The sequence below is a fragment of the Acinetobacter sp. MYb10 genome (assembly GCF_002980175.2).
Taxonomy (GTDB): Bacteria; Pseudomonadota; Gammaproteobacteria; order Pseudomonadales; family Moraxellaceae; genus Acinetobacter; species Acinetobacter guillouiae.
The window spans coordinates 3,596,484-3,613,778 of the sequence record NZ_CP058272.1; the positions used below are offsets into that span (position 1 = coordinate 3,596,484).

The following is a 17,295-nucleotide window of genomic DNA, read 5'->3' on the forward strand; positions in this document are numbered from 1 at the left end:
ATTCGTTTAAATTAACTCTAAAATTACTGCAAAGATACAGTTGTTGTATCTTTGCAGTTTTCAAAAATTAAAATCATCAATTCGAGATTGATGCGATAGCAAATCAACAAGTCATCATTTTTCAATAGAATTTTGAGCACTGTATTTTAGCGATTGTATTTCGCAAGGCTGCTTGATCTATCATTAGTACGCTATATGATAATAATTCTTATTTATTAGAATTTTCCATTAAACTTAACTTTAGATGAGAAATTACAATTCTTAACAATAGTGAAAGTATATATAATAATCATTATCATTTGAAAAGTGTCTTATTATTTATATGAAAAATTTTTCTCGAACATTTCTGGTCAATTCTATTTCAATCGTGCTTTTTGGTGGGGGAATTACACAAACAATTTGGGCAAATGATGAAATTACTGCTTTGCCTACGATTAAGGTCGCTGCTGAAAAAGAACAAGAAAAACCAACATTTGCCAATGGTGCTTTGCAAAAAAATACAGATTTGGGGCCATTGGGAAATAAGAAAATTATAGATACGCCGTTTAGTATCACGTCTTATTCGGAACAATTGATTGAAAATCAACAAGCTAAAACTGTGGCTGAAGTGTTGAAAAATGATCCTGCGATTCGGATTACAACCAATCAAGGGCATTTAAACGAGAACTTTAAAATTCGCGGTTTTGATGTCAATCATGAAGATATGAACTATAACGGATTTTTTGGTGTTGCACCTTATGGACGTATTCCAACAGAGTTTTTAGAATCGGTAACCGTACTTAAAGGTCCTAATGCTTTGGTAACTGGTGTTGCACCTACAGGCAGTGTAGGAGCTGTGGTGATTGCCAATTCTAAACGAGCAGATCAAGAACTCACCCAAGTTTCTGCATCGTTTCAAGATGAAGGATATTATCAATCAGGCTTTGATGTATCTCGTCGTTTTGGTGAGAACAAAGAGTTTGGTGTGCGTGTGAATGGTGTGTATGGTCAAGGCGAGCATATTGTTGATGGAATGGATGATCGTCATATTTCAGGAGCGATTGCTGCTGATTACACCACAGATAAACTAAAGATTAATTTTGATTCTTATGCAATTCGTGACAATCGCAAAGGTGGTTCTCCTGCCATGATTGCAATGGGAGTAAAAGACTCAAAAGGGAATGGAATTAGCCAAGTGCTCGCAGCACCTAAAGGGGATTTAAATTATTTTCCGCATTTAGAAGGAAATACTAAAAGCAATTTTGTTGGATTATCGGGAGAATATAAATTTACTCCTGATATCAAAGCATTTGCTGGAATAGGTTATGTTGAGAAAGAGTACGCGGGACATTTATTTGGTACTCGTATGATTGTGACGAATTTAAATGGAAATGCAACCTCACAATATTACCGAGTGGGTTCACAGGAGCATAACACTGCTGCCAATGCAGGCTTTGAAGCAAAATTTGATACAGGTATGATCAAGCATACTTTAGGTTTACGTGCAGATTATCTGAAACGTAAATACAATCAGCATACTGGACAAGGTGCGACGCCTGTACCTTTCGAGACCAATATTTACAATCCATCCGATAATGGAAATATGCCTTTAGCGAATCCTACGATTCTACCTTTGGGTGATAATAAATATGTCAGTTATACCTTAACAGATCAGCTTTCAATGTTAGATGATAAATTACAGTTAATCGTTGGTGCACGTTACCAAGATATAGACACTAAAAATCTTCAGAAAAAGACAGCTTATAGTGATGATAAAGTTTCACCAAGTTTAGGTGTTGTATTGAAACCGTTTGGTGAAAATCTTTCTCTTTATGCAAGTTATGTGGAAGGTTTAGTTGAAGGTTCAACTGTAGATTCAACGTTAAAAGATGTGAATGCAGGAAAGACCTTTGCACCCTTTCAAACCAAACAATATGAAGTTGGAGCGAAGTATCAGGCAGGATCTTGGTTAAATACATTTGCACTTTATCAAATTGAAAAACCAAGCACCATGGTGACTACTTTTAATCAAGCTGATGCAAATAAAAATACGCAGATTACCACAGATGATGCAGAAACGCGTTCTCGCGGTGTGGAATGGTCATTTTCAGGTGAAATCATGGATGGCTTAAATCTGCTTGGAAATATTGCCTATACAGATGCAGAGTTAACTAAAGCTGCAGTAACCAAAGGTGTATCAAATGAAGGAAATACGGTTTTTGGTGTACCTGAGTGGACAGCATCATTAGGGCTAGATTATGCAATTCCGATGCTTGAAGGGTTCAATGTCAATGCTCGTGCAAATTATGTTGGTAATCAATATATGAATGATGCCAATACACTTGAATTACCTGATTATACTATTGTTGATCTAGGCGCTCGTTATAAAACAAAATTAGGTGGGGTAAATACTACATTCTTATTCAATGTGGATAATGTCGCCAATAAAAAATATTGGGAAGGGATGTTTAACCAAAACTATGCAGTGGTGGGGGGAGCCCGTACTTATAAAGCTGGTGTAACTTTTGATTTCTAAGCCTTAGCTGATATTGAACGCTATAAGCCAAAAAGCCTTTTTCATGATTGAAAAAGGCTTTTTTGATTTAAGAATTAGTTGAGCTGTTATTAAATATATTTCTTCACCACACCGTCATCAAGAAGCTGCTGGAAATGCTCGACTAAACTGGTTTCAATATTACGATAACTCATCCCCAGTTCCTGTTTGCTTTTATCAGCATTAAAAAAGATAGGGTAGCCCATATTCTTTTCAATAAAATCACGCGAATAGCCAAATGCAGGTCCAATAAATTTAAATGCTTTTTTCGGAACTTGGTTGCGTGGAAAAGGAAATTTTTGTCCAAAATTTTGACGTAAAATTTTACCCATTTCCAAAAGGCTGAGTGAGCCACCACTAATAATGTAACGCCCAGCTGCATTTTCCTTGAATGCTGCCAAAATATGCGCATCAGCAACATCACGAACATCCACAATACCATTCCACATCGGTGGGACACCGAGTAAGGTCATGCCGTTGGCAAATTGCTCTAAGACTTCTACACTCCCTGACTGTGTATTTGCGGTCAGTGATGGGCCAAGTACCAATGCAGGGTTAACACAGATCAGCGTCCAACGATTTTGTGCTTCTGCCATTTCCCATGCTTTACGCTCTGCCATAACTTTTGAATAAGGGTACGGTTGGTGCGTGGTTGAACTGGTGGTATTCCAATGAGATTCATCAAACTGATTATGCTGCGTTTTTAAAATATCAATTGCATCGCCATAAGTAGACGCGATACTTGAAGTCACAATGACTCGTTTGACAGAATCTGTTTTATTGACACTATTTAAGACATTTTCCGTGCCTAAAATTGCAGGTTCAATAATATCTTTAACGGCATCTTTATAATTGGTCACAACAAATGGTGAAGCCATATGCAACACAACTTCACAGCCTTGCATGGCTTCATCAAAAGAACCATTTTCTAAAAGGTTGGCTTTAAATAGTTTTAGTGTGCCAGAGCTAGCTTGTGCGATTTTCTCTAAATGTACAAAGCTTTGTTTCTTATTGAGATCACGTACAGTGGCATGAACGGTATAACCTTGCTCAAGTAATTTTTGAATAACCCAACTGGCAATATAGCCTGTTGCACCTGTAACTAGAATAGGTGCTGATGTGTTTCCCTGAGACATTATTTTTTTCCTGCTAATTGTTAATATTCAATATCATAAATATTAAAGTTAAAATTGTCTTGAAATATTAGCATTAAAAAAAGCCAATAAGATAAAGTGATGGTTCTGTCATTGAAAATGAACAGAAAATGGAATAATGAGGGTGAATAAGAAGCATTTTTAATGGTTACAAAATAAATCATTTTGAAATTTGATGAAAAATCACCAATAAACCATCAATGAAATATTGTAAGCGGTTATTTTTTATATGAAAAAATACTTATTCAAATTGCAAATGCGTATGTTTATCATTTTAATTTTATAAAAATCATAAACTTACACATTTTGTCTTTTGCAAAACTTGCAAAATTTGTCCATACTATTGCAAAAGAATGTGGAGTAATTGAAATGCGTGGCAATCCAGAAGTCATAGACTATCTAAATATGTTGATCGGTGGCGAACTGGCTGCTCGTGATCAATATCTTATTCATTCACGTATGTATGAAGATTGGGGCTTAAGCAAAATTTATGAACGTATTGATCATGAAATGCAAGAAGAAGCTTCACATGCAGACGCTTTAATTCGCCGTGTACTTTTCCTTGAAGGTACGCCGAACATGAAGCGTGACGATATTGTCACAGGTGAAGATGTTGTAACCTGTTTAAAAGCCGATTTGGCATTGGAATATCATGTACGTGAAAAATTGGCGCAAGGCGTAAAGCTATGTGAAGAAAAAGGCGATTACGTGACCCGTGATATGCTGCGTCAACAAATGAACGATACTGAAGAAGATCATACTTACTGGCTTGAAAAACAATTAGGTTTGATCGAGTTAATTGGTTTACAGAATTATATTCAATCTCAAATGTAAGACACACTAAGCGCCTTGCTTAAGGTGATACGTTTTAGATTAAAAAAAGCCTTTAGATATTCATCTAAAGGCTTTTTTTAATACTTCAGTCGTTATTTCTTTGAAAACTTCTGAATATCCGCTAAAACTTGATCGGCATGTGTTTGGGTATTTACACTGCTATAGTGATAGACAATTGTTCCTTGTGGATCAATCAAAAAAGTTTCTCGTTTTGCTATTTTGGCAATGCCCAAGTTTCGGATGATTCCAAATTGGTCTGCGAGTTGATGATTGCTATCGGCAAGAATTGGAAAATTTAGTCCCAGCTTTTCGGAGAACTTTTGATGAGATTTCACATCATCCAAACTTACACCGAGCACCACCGCATTATTTTTTATAAATTGTGGGTAGAGTGATTTAAATTGATTGGCCTCTTGTGTACAGCCTGGTGAATCATCTTTTGGGTAAAAATATAATACAACCCATTTACCTTTATATTGACTCAGTTCATGCCATTTTGAATTTTGATCTTGTAGTTTAAAACTTGGTGCAGGCTTACCTACCCATTGCTTTTGGTTGGAATCAAGTTTGGAGAGAATAGAGCTTTCCGCATGGCTGGCCGTGTTCAATATGCATAAAGCTGAAACGGAAAGTAAGCTAATACTGAACAGTCGTGATAGTTTCATGACAAACACTTTCCTAAATTGATTCTGATTTGATCTTAGCAAATTTTAAGGTTTTGGCGGTATGTAAAATGTTTGCAATTGTTCACATGCCATTTATGATGAAAGACCATTTAAAATAAATAGAACCTAACGTTATGGATGTCGGTGCAGTATTGATTCAACTGAAAGTAGCGGTGATGGACGATGTTGTTGCATGGCAAAATCAATTGAATAGGCGTAAGCATGAGGCAATTGAAACACTTCAGGCTGAAGGTGTGCATGTTGAATCATGGTTCCATGTGGAACTGGATGGACTAGATTATTTGATTGCTTATACACGTGCAGATGATATTGCAAAAGCACATGAAATTTCGAGAAAAAGTCAGTTTGCAATCGATCAAGTACATCAGGAATTTAAACGCACTTGGCAAAAAGTGATTCCAGCCAGCTTATTGGTCGATTTACAAGATCAGAAATAGTTGTAAGTCCGATTGTCCTTCAATTTTAAGCATGCTCTAATAAAACATCGTTACTGTTTTATAGTGATTTAAATTGAATCGACGTATTTTGCTGATCACAGGTTGGGGCGGTGGAACCAAACTACTTCATGCTTTACAACAGGCTTTACAACAGCAAGGCCATGAAGTTGTATTAATCAATATCTTTAATGCATTGGATCAAAGTGTCTTACAACAGCGTGTAGAAATAGCCAAAGATTTTGATGTGATTTGTGGTTGGTCTTTAGGTGGACAATTGGCGACTTTGTTAGTCGAGCAAATTGAACAGCAATATCAACAGCAAAAAGTCTTGATTACACTGGCTTCAAATCCTTGTTTTGTCGCAAATGCTGAATGGCAAACGGCAATGAGCCAAACAACCTTTCATAACTTTAAACAGTCCTTTGAACATGATGCGATTGCGACATTAAAGAAATTTGGTTTTATGGTTTGTCAGGGCACCGCAACCACGCGAGAAGATTTTGTACATTTGCAAAGTTTGATTCAGCCACAAAATTTAGCGTTATTAAAACAGGGATTGGCGTGTCTTGAGCAATTAAATAATGTCACGATCTTAAATAACTATGCTGGCAAACAGTATCATATATTTGCTCAACAGGATTTCTTAGTTAGTCACAAAGTCTATGAGAATTTCAAAAAATTCACAGCAAAGTTTTTAGATGTCGAGCTGGTAAATGGTTCACATGGCGTTCCAGTTTTTGATTTTTTAAGTCTAAGTGACAAAATCTGCCAATATTTACAAAAAATAGAATAAATCTATGGATCAGTGGTGAATCTCGCAATTTATTTTTATTGCGCGCAGGTTTAACATCGCTAAACTGTTTTTTGCTGTAATTGTAATGCACATGGAGTAAACGGATGACCGATTTAAATAATGGGTTTGATGATGTCGATCTTGAACAATCAAAGTTAGATGATCTGGACTTTGATCGGCAACATATTTGGCATCCATATACTTCTATGACCAATCCCTTACCGACCTTTAAGGTTAAAAAAGCCTATGGTGCAACCATTGAACTTGAAGATGGGCGCCAATTGATAGATGGGATGTCTTCGTGGTGGTGTGCGATTCATGGTTATAATCATCCTGAGTTGAATCAAGCGGTGACAGATCAGTTAAAGGATATGTCACATATCATGTTTGGTGGATTTACCCATGATCCAGCGATCCAGCTTGGAAAATTACTGGTTCAACTTAGCCCACCTAATTTAGATAAGGTGTTCTTTGCCGATTCTGGTTCTGTCGCTGTAGAAGTGGCATTGAAGATGGCTGTACAGTTTTGGTCTTCACAGGGCTATACAGAGAAAACTAATTTTGTTACCCCACGATCTGGCTATCATGGCGATACTTGGAATGCGATGTCTGTTTGTGACCCTGTAACGGGCATGCATCAAATTTTTGGTTCAAGTTTGCCCAATCGCTTATTTGTTCCAGCCCCTCAAGTCGGATTTTATGAGCAATGGGATCAAAGTGACATTGCTGAACTTGAGAAAACTTTGGCTGAACAGCATGCAACGATTGCAGGTTTAATTCTTGAGCCAATTGTACAAGGTGCGGGAGGGATGCGTTTTTACCATCCTGAATATTTGCGTCAAGCCAAATTGCTTTGCGAAAAATACAATGTTTTGCTGATTTTTGATGAAATCGCTACGGGTTTTGGGCGTACAGGAAAACTATTTGCATGGGAGCATGCACAAGTTGAACCTGACATTATGTGTATCGGTAAAGGTTTAACGGGTGGCTATATGACGCTTTCTGCGACATTAACCACCAAGCATATTGCTGAAACGATAAGTCAGGGCGAAGCGGGTGTGTTTATGCACGGCCCAACCTTTATGGCAAATCCCTTGGCATGTGCAGTTGCTGTCAAAAGTACACAATTATTAATTTCTCAAGATTGGCAGAGCAATATTCAACGAATTGAAGCTCAGCTTAGAGATGCCTTACAGCCCTTACAGTCCCTTAATCATGTTGATGATGTGCGAGTTCTTGGTGCGATTGGTGTGGTTGAATTGACTATGAATGTCGATATGAAAACCTTACAACAGGAATTTGTACGTCGTGGTATCTGGATACGACCATTTGGTAAATTGGTCTATGTCATGCCTCCATATGTCATCACAGCACAAGAATTAAAAACTTTGCTGGAACAATTGGTCGAGGTGGTCAAAGGTATGGAGCAAAGCACATGAGCTTGATCAATACGCACCTTGAGCATTTTTCACAGCAGCTTGATGTGCTTAAACAGCAAGGCAATTTACGCCAATTTCGTTCGAATGTTCAGCAAGGTCGTTATATTCGCCTTGATCAGCATCAAATGCTCAATTTGGCTTCAAATGATTATCTAGGATTGGCATCTGATCTCACATTACGTGAACAGTTTTTTGATGAAACACCAAATGATCAACGACGAATGAGTTCTTCGTCTTCACGTTTGTTGACTGGACATTTTCCAGAATATGAACTGCTTGAAAATAGTTTAACTCAGGCTTTTCATGGTCGGGCGGCATTGTTATTTAACAGCGGCTATCATATGAATATTGGTATTTTACCTGCACTTGCAGACAGTAAAACGCTGATTCTGGCAGATAAATTGATTCATGCCAGTATGATTGATGGGATTCGTTTATCTTCTGCCAAATATGTGCGTTATCGTCATAATGATTTAAATCATTTGACTCAGCTTTTACAAAAATATCATGCGGATGAGGCTTTCGAGCGCATTATTGTCGTGACTGAGTCGATTTTTAGTATGGATGGTGATGAAACTGACTTAGCTGCATTGGTGAGTATTAAGCAACAGTTTTGCAAAGTCATGCTCTATGTAGATGAGGCACATGCAATTGGAGTACGTGGTGAGCAGGGCTTAGGTTGTGCTGAACAATATGCGGTGATTGATGATATTGATCTACTCGTGGGGACTTTTGGAAAGGCAATAGCTTCAGTTGGCGGTTATTTAATTTGTCATGCTGTGATTCGAGATTATTTGATTAATGCTATGCGCTCTTTGATTTTCAGTACAGCACAACCGCCAATATGTATGGCATGGACAAACTTTATTTTTCAGAAAGTTTTAGGCTTAAATCAGCGCCGTCAATATTTGCAGTCTACAAGTCAGTATCTACAACAGGCTGTTCAAAGCAAAGGTTTTGAGTGCCCATCAACATCGCATATTGTTCCGGTCATTGTAGGTGACTCGATTAAAACGGTTGAAAAGGCCAAAGCATTACAAGATGTGGGATTTTATATTATGCCTGTACGTCCCCCGACTGTGCCGCAACACAGCTCACGGTTACGTATCTGTTTAACTGCTCAAATCACCCATGCTGATCTAGATCAGCTAACTCCGTTGTTGTGAGTTGAATGTGAAACATCCAGAAATTGATAAATCACAGGTTGCCTTGCGTTTTGCTCAGGCAGGGCAGAGCTATACTGAACATGCGGTCGTACAAAAAAATATTGCACAACAACTGTTTAATTTAATAAGTGAATATTGCCCAGCACACTATGAAAATGTGTTTGAAATCGGTTGTGGTTCTGGAAACTTAACTGAGCTTTTACTGCAAAATTTGCAAATTAAACATTTGATTTTAAATGATCTATACCCCGAAGTTCAGCAGCATTTCCCTGCGGATAAACCGATTGAATATCGGATTGGCGATATAGAACAGCTTGAATTTCCAAAACATTTAGACTTAATTAGCTCAAGTTCCGTTTTACAATGGATGAGTGATTTAAATGGTGTTTTTCAACAGGCCTTTCATCATTTAAATCCTAATGCGTATTTTTGTTTTTCAACTTTTGGACAGCATAATTTACAGGAAATTAAAAGCTTAACAGGGCAAGGTCTGAATTACCTATCCCTTGACGATCTGCAACAACAATTAAAGCGAAATGGTTTTGAAATTCTACATATTTCAGAGCAAATTGAGCATCTCAATTTTTCTCATCCCAAATATATTTTGCAGCATTTAAAAGCCACAGGAGTGACTGCGACAGCATCTGGCTTTAGATGGACAAAGCAGAGTCTCGCCGATTTTTATCATCACTATCAACAGTTTTCACAGGCTGATCAGTCAGGAAATATACGCTACTCACTGACTTATCATCCTATTTATTGTATTTTGCGGAGAATGTCATGACTGGATCAGTTTACTTTATCAGTGGAATAGATACTGGAATTGGCAAAACCTATACCACCGGATATTTAGCCAAATTATGGAATGAGCAGGGTCAAAAAACCATTACGCAGAAATTAATCCAAACGGGTAATACCGATATTTCAGAAGATATCGAACAACATCGTGAGATTATGGGAATGGGCTGGTTTCCAGAGGATGAAACCAAGCTCACCATGCCTGAAATCTTTAGCTATCCTGCATCGCCTCATTTAGCCAGCAAAATTGATGGGCGTGAGATTGATTTTGAAAAAATTGCAGATGCTACTCAACGACTTTCTGAAACGTATGATGTTGTTTTGTTAGAGGGTGCAGGTGGATTGATGGTACCCCTAACCACCAGCTTACTTTCAATTGATTATGTGGCCCAGAAAAAGCTTCCTGTGATTTTAGTCAGCTCAGGCCGATTGGGCAGTATTAATCATACGATTTTAAGTTTAGAGGCTTTAAAAAGTCGTGGGCTTGAGCTTTATGCACTTGCTTATAATTTAAATGATGAATCTCAGGATGAACTGATTTCAAAAGATACCGCAGAATTTTTAAAGCATTATTTGGTGAAACATTTTCCGAACAGTGCATGGATTGATATTCCAGTAATCTGTTAGTTTGTTCATCGAATTGAGTGCTGAAACAGCTGATTCATAGTGTTCCGAGCCTGCTGTTTTCTTGTCGCTTTTCAAAAATCTGAATGCTTTAAATAAGCGACGTGTATAAAAGGTAATCCTGATGAGTTTTAAAATTCGAATTGAGTTATTTAAAGAGCTTGAAATAACTTCTCTTGATTTTGAAAGTAATGCAGCAACGCAAATTTTAAGTCGTTTTGATCAGATTGATTGGATGCAACAAGTCGTCTGGGGATACATGGAGGAGCACCACGGTGATTTTCCTTTTTTTCAAATTGAGCATATCCAAACTGGGCGTAAGTTCGGCGGACTATTTGTGGTTTATAGTCGCAATCAATATAACTTTAATGCACATGCTGAACTCTATCAAAAACAACAAAAATCGCATTTTTTTGGTTTGTTTAAATCTGAAGAGATGTCCAGTTTTGATAACGATGACCTTCCTTTTGCGGTATTTCGGGATTGTTTGGAAAATTTTTTACGTGGCAATGATTCGGAAATCGAGCGTTTAATGAAAACAGTCTATCCAGGTTATACCAGCACAGGTTTTTTTGATCATTGATCGTTAGTGGCTAAATGCAGAATCTAAATTTAAAGTCATTTTTTTTAAATGGCTTTAAATTTTATTGTGACTTAATAATAAAAGCATTCTTCTGATTTGAACTATGTAACTCTGCATCGTTACATAAACAATAAAGTTATAACAAATTAATCTTTTTTTAACATGAAAAGTCATTTATATTTCATATCAGTAGCGTAATTTATGTCCAATAAGCGCTGTGAAATAAAATAAACCGAAAATAATGAAGAGGTGAACCATGTCAGGATGGTATGAAATTAGTCAAGCTAAAGATGGTCAATATCGCTTTGTATTAAAAGCAGGAAATGGGGAAATTATTCTCACCAGTGAGCTCTATAAAGCAAAAGCTTCTGCACAAAATGGTATTGCATCTGTGCAAAAAAATAGCCCAGATGATGCACGTTATGATCGCCTAGAAGCGAAAAATGGTAAACCTTATTTCAACTTAAAAGCAGCAAATCATCAAATTATCGGAACAAGTCAATTCTATTCAGGCGATGCTGCTCGAGATAATGGAATTGAGTCGGTGAAGAAAAATGGCCCTTCAGAGAAAATAAAAGATTTAACAGAACCAACCTAAATCCGCAATAAATGATCCACATCAATCAGTAAAAGCATGTCATTGCAATGACATGCTTTTTTTGAATCTAAAAAACAAATGATAAAAAATAAGTGTCTATTTATGGTAATAAAATTCTAATATTTGAATGGTTGCAATGGGTTTTAAAACATAGAAATTAAACCATAAAAATATATATTATTAAGTTGTATAGAATAATCATTCCAAGCGTAATATATAAACTTGAGTTGGATATCAGTTTAGATCATCTATTTATATTTTTAGTTTTGAGTTTCTTCTTATATTGGAGGGGTAGTATGATTTTTTCTCATAGTCATTTATGATTTTTTTAAAGATTTTTTAAAGTTTAAATATGTTAGGCTAACTTCAATATTAAATAAAAGGAGAATGATTATTTAATAACAGCTTCAACATTAATTAAAAAGATTATTAAATTTAGTTAATAAATTATTGAAGAATTATTAACTAAATTAGAAATAAGCTTTTTATGATGAAGTGCGAATTTTTTATATCTATTTGTATTATTGAGTGATTTATTTTTGTGAAAGGTTTTGGTTAATATCTAAGCATAATACGGTTGGTTTTATAAACTGCTTAAATCAGATTAATGAACAGTGATTATTTTGATTTAAATTGATTAGATATGAAAAAATAAACAAAACACTTCACATAATACTTATTAAGTGTTAAATTCATCACAAATAAGAATAATGAGGTTTTATGATGAAAATAGCAATCGATGGTAATGTGAAAATTGCCGACGAGATAATATCTCAAATTGAATTATGGGATGCTGCTGTTCTTGGTAATAAAATTGATCATCTATTAGATCAATGTGCGGATGATATCAATATGTTTGATGTGAGTATACAATTAGACGGTATCGATGCGTACAAAAAAGAATGGGAGAAATTCAGTCCATATTTTAGTGAAAATGTGCAAATTGTACGTCGCAATATGAAGATCTATGCGTCAAATGATTTGGCTGTATTGCATTGCCATTCAAAAGTGGAAAATTCTGTGCTTAAAGATAAGTTGCAGATGCCATGGTGTCGAACAACATTGTGTCTGAAAAAGAAAGGTGATCAATGGTTAGTCGTACATCAACATATTTCGATGCCGATTGATATGAGCACTGGTAAAGCGATCGTGATCAAAGACATTGCTAAATTGAAATTAGTGGTTTAGCAAGCTAGATTTGTTTGTTATTAAGCCCTTTGATTGGGCTTTTTATTTATGAATTTTTAAATTTAAGAGATAGATGTTAGATCATTAACAAAATTGTCAAAAGAACTCAGTTTTTTACTTGAATGAAAGCTAGAGTTTTGGAAAAATCATGATAATAATCTCAATAATGTGAAAATAATGCCAAATTCATTATTTGTAAAATATGGGTGGTTAAAGCCACTTGCACCACGAAATCCACACGAACCACATCGCGCTGCAACCTCATTAGAATTGTTATTTGACTTAATTTTTGTGGTCGCCATTGCTACAGCAGGGCAACAATTACACCATAGCATTATCGAAAATCATTTATCACATGGCTTAACACTTTATTTTATGGTGTTCTTTGCGTTGTGGTGGGCATGGATGAACTTTAGCTGGTTTGCATCTGCCTACGACAATGATGATGTATTTTATCGAATCATGACCTTTGTGCAGATTATTGGTTCACTTGTGATTGCAGCAGGGATACCTAGCGCATTTCAGCAACAAGATTTTGATGTGATCATTATTGGTTATGTCATCATGCGTTTGGGCCTCGTTACACAATGGTTTCGTGTTGCCAAAAATGATCCTGAGCGTAAACAAACAGCGTTGAGATATGCGGCTGGTATTATCATCGTACAGATTGGCTGGTTACTTTTTCATTTTACACCGATAAATTTTACCATTTATTTGTTTCTACTTTTGGTCATTGCTGAACTGAGTGTGCCCATCTTTGCTGAAGTAAATAACATGACACCGTGGCATCCACATCATATTTCTGAGCGTTATGCCTTACTCACCATCATTGTCCTTGGTGAATCGATCATTGGAAGTTTCGCAGCAATTTCTGATGCATTAAATAATCAGTTGTTAAGCCAAGAATTAATCTTTTTGACCATTGGTGGCTTATTGATTATGTTTACCATGTGGTGGGCATATTTCGATCATGATGTGGCTGAACGACTCAATAGTCGTAAACGTGCATTTTCATGGGGCTATGGTCACTTTTTTATTTTCGTGAGTATTGCAGCCCTTGGTGCGGGTTTAGCTGCTGCGGTGGATGTGGTGACGCATAAGGCTGAGATCTCGGCTGACATCGTCAGTTATTTTGTTGCTATCTCTTTGATTGTCTATACTGCGAGCCTTTGGTTGTTACAGGAAATTCACCATCTTTCAGGAATCAAGAAATGGTTTTATCCAATTACAGCCGCCATCGTACTCTGTATTCCGATGATCTTTACCCAAGTGGGTTATGCTGTTTTTGCTATGGCAATTGTTTATGCGCTACGTTTAATTTTTTCAAAATGTTATTTGGCAAGATAATCAATTAAGTGGGTTTTGAGCAATGGGATTTCATGATTTTTATCGTTTGAGTTCGCACGCTGTGATTTTTAATGAAAATCGACAAGTCTTGTTATTGAAAGCAACCTATGCAGATTGTGCATGGGGCTTACCTGGTGGCGGGCTGGATCAGGGAGAAACAGTGCATGATGCGCTGATTCGTGAGTGCCAAGAAGAATTAGGCTGTGATGTTTCGATCGAATATTTATCAGGGGTTTATTATCATGCTGCAGTAAATTCCCATGCATTTATGTTTAGGTGTACATTGCAGAACGATCAGTCAATCAATTTAAGCGATGAGCATTCTGAGTATCGATGGTTTGACTTTGACCAGCTTTCAACTGTGCAAAAAATTCGTATTGAAGATTGTTTTCATTTTGATGGTCAGGTAAAGAGTAGGGCATTTTAAAGATTGGCTATCGCATGGTGATATGGATATCGCGATCAAACGGGGGATAGAATATCTATCTTATCCAAAAAGCAGATTCACTTTTATACAAGTGTATGGATTTAGATAAAGCAATAAAAAACAGGCCATCAAGACCTGTTTTTTATTTACCTCAATTTAAGATTATTTATCTGGTAATGCATAAGCAACGATAGAGTCACCCATTTTGGTACCAAATGAACCATGACCACCCGCCATGATCACAACGTATTGTTTACCATTGCTTTCATAGGTCATCGGTGTTGCTTGCCCACCTGCTGGTAGGCGACCTTTCCATAGCTCATCACCATTGCTGACATTGATTGCTCGGATGTAATCATCTTGTGTTGCTCCAATGAACATCACATTACCCGCTGTTGAGATCGAACCACCTAACATTGGCACACCCATTTTAAATGGTGGCAATGGAATACCTGGCATACTGTCACGAATTGTACCAATACGACGTTTCCAAGCAACATCATGTGTTTTCAAATCTACACCAGCAACATAACCCCATGCAGGTTGTTTACATGGTAGGCCAAATGGTGAAAGGAATGCACTGATTTCAACGCCGTAAGGGACGCCATACATGGGTTGAACACCCGCTTCTGTACCTGCACCTTTGGCTGTTTGTTTACGGTTAGGATCAGCAGGAATCAATCGACTGACAAAAGGTAGGCCAATTGGATTCATGACTGCGATTTGACGGTCAGGGTTAAGTGATAAGCCACCCCATTCAAATACACCCAAGTTACCAGGGAAAACTAAAGTTCCGTTTTCTGAAGGTGGAGTATAAATACCGTCATAATTTAACTTGTGGAATGACACACGACAAATTAACTGGTCAAACATGGTTGCGCCCCACATTTGTTTATCCGTTAATTTTTCTTGAGGTGCTAAGTTAAAGTCTGAGAACGGTTGCGTTGGAGAATAGAATTCACCCTTAGTTTGCGGACCACGTTTTACACTTTGTGGTACTGGACGTTCGTTAATCGGTACAATTGCTTTACCGTTACGGCGGTCTAAAACAAAGGCATTGCCTGTTTTAGTCAATACATAGATTGCTGGAACAGTTTGTCCAGTTTTGTCTTTGATATCAGCTAAGGTTGGCTGTGATGGTACATCCATATCCCACAAATCATGGTGAGTTGTTTGGAAGTTCCAGATCAATTTACCTGTTGTTGCATTGATTGCTAACATTGAGTTTGCATAGCGTTCATGCAGCTTGGTACGGTTACCACCCCAAATATCTGGCGTACCTACACCTGTTGGTACATAAACGATATCGAGTTTTGCATCATATGCAAGCGGAGCCCATGCATTCGGTGAGTTTTGGACATATTTCTGACCAGGACCCGGAATCTGATTCGGATTTTCAGCACCTGTATCAAATACCCAAAGTAATGCACCAGTATTTACATCATAACCACGGATAACACCAGAAGGCTCTTGAGTCGAATAGTTATCTGTCGTTGAACCACCAATGATAATTGTGGTGCCTGTGACAACAGGTGGTGATGTTGGAATATAACCACCCGGATAAGGGAATGGCATATCCTTTTGTAAATCAACTTCACCGTTATGACCAAAGTCAGAACATGCTTTACCTGTTTCAGCATTTACCGCAACGATACGACCATCATTGACTGGTAAAATAACTTTACGCGGACATTCGGTAGATGAGGGTTTTTTTGCTTGTAAACTTGCAGCGAAACCAACGGTATTGTCTGCATCGTAATAAGAAACACCACGACAAGTTAAATGTTGGAAGGTATTATCCGCTTTGAGTTTTGGATCAAATACCCATTTCTCTTTACCTGTAGAAGGATCAAGAGAAACCAATTTTTGATGGGTTGTACACAGGTACATGTTATTCCCGATTTTAATCGGTGTGACCTGATTGGTTGTTTCGCCTGAATCATTTTCAGTTTTGAATTCACCTGTACGGTAGGTCCAAGCAACTTTAAGATCTTTAACATTCTCTGAGTTGATTTGATTCAACGGAGAATAGCGTAAACCAGATTGAGTCCGACCATAAGCTGGCCAGTCTGCATCTGCAATACCATCAATCGCTGCTGGCGTTGGTTGTTTACTGGTTAAAGTCCCACGAATTTCTTGTGGATCATTAAAGATAGAATAAGCCATAACCGCAATGGTGATCGCCAATGTACCTGAAAGTGCAATTTTAGCACCTTTGGCATCGAAACCACGTGTTACTGCTGGAATGAGTAGCCATAAGCCAAACACACCTAAAATATCTAAACGCGGTGCAAGCGCGAAGAAGTCTGAACCGACTTCCCAGAGTCCCCAGACAACTGTGCCGAGTACTAATGCTGCATAGACATATAAAGCAGAACTATTTAATTTGCGTAATAAGATTGCTGTTGCAATGAAAAGTATCCCGGCAATGATGTAGTACCAAGACCCACCCAGTGCTGCCAGCCATACTCCGCCGCCTAATAGAACTACACCGAAAACAATTGCAATCACAACTGTTAGGGTTCTGAGTCCTGAAGATGGAGTTTGCATATTGACCACCTATCTATTTGATTAATTTTTTATGCTTTACCTTTCCATTGAGGATTGATGAAGCACATTGTTTAAATTTTTAGATTTTAAATATTTCGATGCGAGGGGAGAGAAGAGTTAAAATTGCATCGAAATATT

Annotated in this window: 16 protein-coding genes; 13 read left to right on the plus strand and 3 right to left on the minus strand. The window is 37.3% G+C overall.

The genetic code is table 11. The features are described from left to right. Positions 1-322 precede the first annotated feature (322 nt). Positions 323-2,515 carry a TonB-dependent receptor gene (locus CQZ96_RS16855; RefSeq protein WP_105714445.1) on the plus strand — a complete coding sequence of 731 codons (2,193 nt, stop codon included), beginning with the start codon at positions 323-325 and terminating at the stop codon, positions 2,513-2,515. Between the two features lie 89 nt (positions 2,516-2,604). Here CQZ96_RS16855 and CQZ96_RS16860 read toward each other — a convergent pair whose 3' ends face one another. Next, positions 2,605-3,669 (minus strand): SDR family oxidoreductase, encoded by a 1,065-nt coding sequence (locus tag CQZ96_RS16860; protein WP_004724038.1) that lies wholly within the window; start codon positions 3,667-3,669, stop codon positions 2,605-2,607. 387 nt (positions 3,670-4,056) lie between these two features. Between CQZ96_RS16860 and ftn the strand changes: the two genes are divergently transcribed. After that, positions 4,057-4,521: a heteropolymeric bacterioferritin subunit Ftn gene (ftn, locus tag CQZ96_RS16865; protein ID WP_004724037.1), complete on the plus strand. Its 465-nt coding sequence runs from the start codon at positions 4,057-4,059 to the stop codon at positions 4,519-4,521. A 92-nt stretch (positions 4,522-4,613) separates the two neighbouring features. On the opposite strand, the gene CQZ96_RS16870 is transcribed toward ftn, so the two are convergent. Continuing rightward, entirely contained in the window at positions 4,614-5,186 is a 573-nt protein-coding gene (locus tag CQZ96_RS16870; RefSeq protein WP_105714444.1) for a peroxiredoxin, read from the minus strand. 134 nt (positions 5,187-5,320) lie between these two features. Between CQZ96_RS16870 and CQZ96_RS16875 the strand changes: the two genes are divergently transcribed. The 11 genes from CQZ96_RS16875 (at position 5,321) to CQZ96_RS16925 (ending at position 14,607) form a co-directional block, all read left to right on the plus strand. Further along, positions 5,321-5,644, plus strand: a complete 324-nt coding sequence (locus CQZ96_RS16875; RefSeq protein WP_105714443.1) for a DUF6176 family protein — start codon at positions 5,321-5,323, stop codon at positions 5,642-5,644. Positions 5,645-5,717: 73 nt separating this feature from the next. Further along, positions 5,718-6,437: a YqiA/YcfP family alpha/beta fold hydrolase gene (locus CQZ96_RS16880; protein ID WP_105714442.1), complete on the plus strand. Its 720-nt coding sequence runs from the start codon at positions 5,718-5,720 to the stop codon at positions 6,435-6,437. 104 nt (positions 6,438-6,541) lie between these two features. Then, entirely contained in the window at positions 6,542-7,876 is a 1,335-nt protein-coding gene (bioA, locus tag CQZ96_RS16885) for an adenosylmethionine--8-amino-7-oxononanoate transaminase (protein ID WP_105714441.1), read from the plus strand. Then, entirely contained in the window at positions 7,873-9,042 is a 1,170-nt protein-coding gene (locus CQZ96_RS16890; RefSeq protein WP_105714440.1) for an 8-amino-7-oxononanoate synthase, read from the plus strand. Before bioA ends, CQZ96_RS16890 begins: the two co-directional genes overlap by 4 nt. A 7-nt stretch (positions 9,043-9,049) precedes the next feature. Beyond that, on the plus strand, positions 9,050-9,826 hold the full coding sequence (gene bioC / locus CQZ96_RS16895) for a malonyl-ACP O-methyltransferase BioC (RefSeq protein ID WP_105714439.1): 777 nt from the start codon (positions 9,050-9,052) through the stop codon (positions 9,824-9,826). Beyond that, a complete protein-coding gene (gene bioD, locus CQZ96_RS16900) occupies positions 9,823-10,467 on the plus strand; it encodes a dethiobiotin synthase (protein ID WP_004724021.1) in 645 nt (214 codons plus the stop codon). Before bioC ends, bioD begins: the two co-directional genes overlap by 4 nt. 121 nt (positions 10,468-10,588) lie before the next feature. Beyond that, on the plus strand, positions 10,589-11,047 hold the full coding sequence (locus CQZ96_RS16905; protein WP_105714438.1) for a hypothetical protein: 459 nt from the start codon (positions 10,589-10,591) through the stop codon (positions 11,045-11,047). A gap of 256 nt (positions 11,048-11,303) precedes the next feature. After that, positions 11,304-11,645 carry a YegP family protein gene (locus CQZ96_RS16910; protein WP_004724017.1) on the plus strand — a complete coding sequence of 114 codons (342 nt, stop codon included), beginning with the start codon at positions 11,304-11,306 and terminating at the stop codon, positions 11,643-11,645. A gap of 723 nt (positions 11,646-12,368) precedes the next feature. Then, entirely contained in the window at positions 12,369-12,833 is a 465-nt protein-coding gene (locus CQZ96_RS16915) for a YybH family protein (RefSeq protein ID WP_004724016.1), read from the plus strand. Positions 12,834-13,010: 177 nt separating this feature from the next. After that, positions 13,011-14,180 carry a low temperature requirement protein A gene (locus CQZ96_RS16920; RefSeq protein WP_004724015.1) on the plus strand — a complete coding sequence of 390 codons (1,170 nt, stop codon included), beginning with the start codon at positions 13,011-13,013 and terminating at the stop codon, positions 14,178-14,180. A 22-nt stretch (positions 14,181-14,202) separates the two neighbouring features. Beyond that, complete coding sequence (locus CQZ96_RS16925; protein ID WP_004724014.1) at positions 14,203-14,607, plus strand: NUDIX hydrolase; 405 nt, start codon at positions 14,203-14,205, stop codon at positions 14,605-14,607. A gap of 162 nt (positions 14,608-14,769) precedes the next feature. Here the strand turns inward: CQZ96_RS16925 and CQZ96_RS16930 are convergent, their stop codons facing one another. After that, positions 14,770-17,157: a glucose/quinate/shikimate family membrane-bound PQQ-dependent dehydrogenase gene (locus CQZ96_RS16930; RefSeq protein ID WP_105714437.1), complete on the minus strand. Its 2,388-nt coding sequence runs from the start codon at positions 17,155-17,157 to the stop codon at positions 14,770-14,772. Positions 17,158-17,295 lie beyond the last annotated feature (138 nt).